Origin of the sequence: Nostoc sp. CHAB 5715 (assembly GCF_020829685.1) — a bacterium.
Taxonomy (GTDB): domain Bacteria; phylum Cyanobacteriota; class Cyanobacteriia; order Cyanobacteriales; family Nostocaceae; genus Nostoc.
Map to the genome: position 1 here is coordinate 1 of NZ_JAIVFR010001097.1, position 2,300 is coordinate 2,300.

Annotated in this window: 3 protein-coding genes and 1 pseudogene; 1 reads left to right on the top strand and 3 read right to left on the bottom strand. The window is 40.1% G+C overall.

From position 1 onward, the window contains the following. Window positions 1-67: 67 nt before the first annotated feature. Entirely contained in the window at window positions 68-322 is a 255-nt protein-coding gene (locus LC574_RS39525) for a helix-turn-helix domain-containing protein (RefSeq protein WP_368736782.1), read from the bottom strand. A 103-nt stretch (window positions 323-425) separates the two neighbouring features. Here LC574_RS39525 and LC574_RS36340 point away from each other — a divergent pair. Next, window positions 426-1,317 (top strand): IS630 family transposase gene (locus LC574_RS36340; RefSeq protein ID WP_229458471.1). Its coding sequence is split into 2 segments (ribosomal slippage): window positions 426-752 and window positions 754-1,317, totalling 891 coding nucleotides; the frame shifts between segments, so codons are not numbered across the junction. Window position 1,318: 1 nt separating this feature from the next. Here the strand turns inward: LC574_RS36340 and LC574_RS36345 are convergent. Together LC574_RS36345 and LC574_RS36350 are read right to left on the bottom strand one after the other, a co-directional pair. Beyond that, window positions 1,319-1,492: a hypothetical protein gene (locus tag LC574_RS36345; protein ID WP_229458472.1), complete on the bottom strand. Its 174-nt coding sequence runs from the start codon at window positions 1,490-1,492 to the stop codon at window positions 1,319-1,321. A gap of 681 nt (window positions 1,493-2,173) precedes the next feature. Next, window positions 2,174-2,300 (bottom strand): annotated as a pseudogene (locus LC574_RS36350) (transposase); the annotation flags it as partial.

Below are 2,300 nucleotides of genomic sequence, written 5' to 3' on the forward strand. Positions count from 1 at the left end.
CTTAGTGCTACTCATGTAGGTTTAGGGGATGTCACAATTCCTTTAAGGATATAGCTTTCAGCCCATTTTACCGATTTTTGACATACCCCCTTGACAATTGGCTCTTTTTCTTAACTTGTGACCAATGTTTATGCAAAACTTCTCTTACTGTTTGAGAAGTCCAATTAAAGTGATCAGCTATTTTTTCTACATACCAGCCATGTGCGTTTAGCCTGATTACCTCTGCTCGGTCTTTAACTTTCTGTGGTACATCAGCAGTCCTTAGATTTAAGAGGGTTTTGTTTTGTTCCGATGTTAGAAATACCCTTAGACGAGCGCCCATATTTTTGGTCACCTCGGTAGATATCTTATCCGTATTTATTTATCTTTACATAGTTTGGTTTTTTCGCGCCGACCTACTTAGAAAGAAATAAGCTGAAAAACAGATGCCAGCCTCTTATAGTTACGATTTAAGAACTAAAGTGATTAATGCGATTGATGGAGGAATGGGAAAAACTCAAGCGAGTCGCATCTTTAAAATTAGTCGGAATACAATAGACACCTGGTTAAAGAAGAGAAAATATTCAGGAGACTATCAGGCAAAAGTCGGATATCAACAAGGATATAAACCGAAAATTACCGATTTAGAGGAATTTCAGCGATTCGTTCAGTTAAATGGGAGTAAAACTCAAGAAGAAATGGCAGAAGCTTGGCCAGAAGATATTAGCGATGCCTTCGGCGAGCAACGCTTACGCACTATAGGAAAAGCCTTAAAAAAAATTGGTTATACCCGAAAAAAAAACTTACGGTTATCGAGAAAGGGATGAAGAAAAAAGGGAGGAATTTCGAGCCAAAATCAGCCAAAAACAATGCTCACAGCTAGTCTATATCGATGAATCAGGAATGGATAATCGAGAAGATTATGGTTATGGATGGAATCCCAAAGGCAAAAGATTTCACGATTTAAAATCAGGGAAAAGAAACATTAGAGTTAGTATTATGAGTGGTTTATGTCAAGGGAAGTTAATTGCTCCATTGACGTTTGAAGGTTCTTGTAATCGTTTAATTTTTGAGAAATGGCTTGAAGAAAAACTACTACCTGAACTCAAATCAGGACAGACAGTTATTTTAGATAATGCCACTTTCCACAAATCTCAGAGAATTCGTGAATTAATTGAATCAGCTGGCTGTGAAATTGAGTATTTACCACCTTACTCTCCTGATTTTAACGATATTGAGCATTATTGGTTTCCCATAAAAAATCGAGTTAGAAAATCAGAAGGCACTATCGAAGACTTTCGGGAGAGAGTTGATACAGCTATTCGTTTAACGTCTTAATCTATACTTCGATTGCTATACCTCTAGCAAGAATGCGATCGCCGAAGGCGGGCGAAAAGCGCCATCGCTCTCCCTTGCGGGCGGTTACGCCATCACCAGAAGGTGGTCGTTTCGTGCCATCCCCTTTTGGGTATCGCCAACGACGGGCGGTTACGCTCTTAACATGATTGCACAAGAAGCGATCGCCTGACTCAAAGAGAAACGTCTATAGTTATGCTCTGTTTCTAAACTAAACCGTTTAGTTTGCACTTGGTATCAGCCTCTAAAAGAAGTTGGGTAACTTTCTCTTGCCTTCTATTCATTGCTGCTAAATGCAAATTAGTCCAAACTCAAGTACGCCCATAAACAACTTTCAAAGACAGATTCTTTCTTTAATGAAAATCCCTGAGTCTCTTTATCAGCTAGATTCTAAGCTGTGCAAGACATAATTCCCTCTCACAAAGTCAAAATGAGCGAACGGACAGTGATTAAGCGCAGATGTGAGCACCCGTCAGATGTTAGCTGAGTTCTTCCTTAACAATATTCAGCAGGTACTCGCGGGTGGATTCAAGGATAGCCTTGCTTAGGCTTGGATCCGTAGCCGCTCGTGCGAGTGACACCGCTCCAACCATGGCCGCAAACATGAAGCTGACCTTTGCTCGTTTCTGCGAATACCTTGTCTTAAACACTAGAAGAAATACTTGTGGAGGCAGTATATGTGCTTACATCCTGAAGAAATTCCTCCTATTCCCGATGAAACGGTACGTATAGCCGAATGGCACTAAGTTAAGCGCAAAACCCTGATATAACTGGCTTTTGGGTGTAGGGTGTAGGGTGTGGGAAATTAAGAAGATGCTGAACTTCTTGAGTAACTAAAAATTGCTGTTTGAGAAGTATGAGACAGTTTTGCCATCACTCGATTGAGACTAAATCTTCTTTTACGCAAGTCCCGAATTTTCCCTCAATACAATTACGAATTCTCTCGGATTCTAAATCTTGTTTCT

Bases quoted from the DNA above. Each gene is read 5' to 3' on its own strand.
- LC574_RS39525 (WP_368736782.1), bottom strand. From the start codon at position 322: ATGGGCGCTCGTCTAAGGGTATTTCTAACATCGGAACAAAACAAAACC.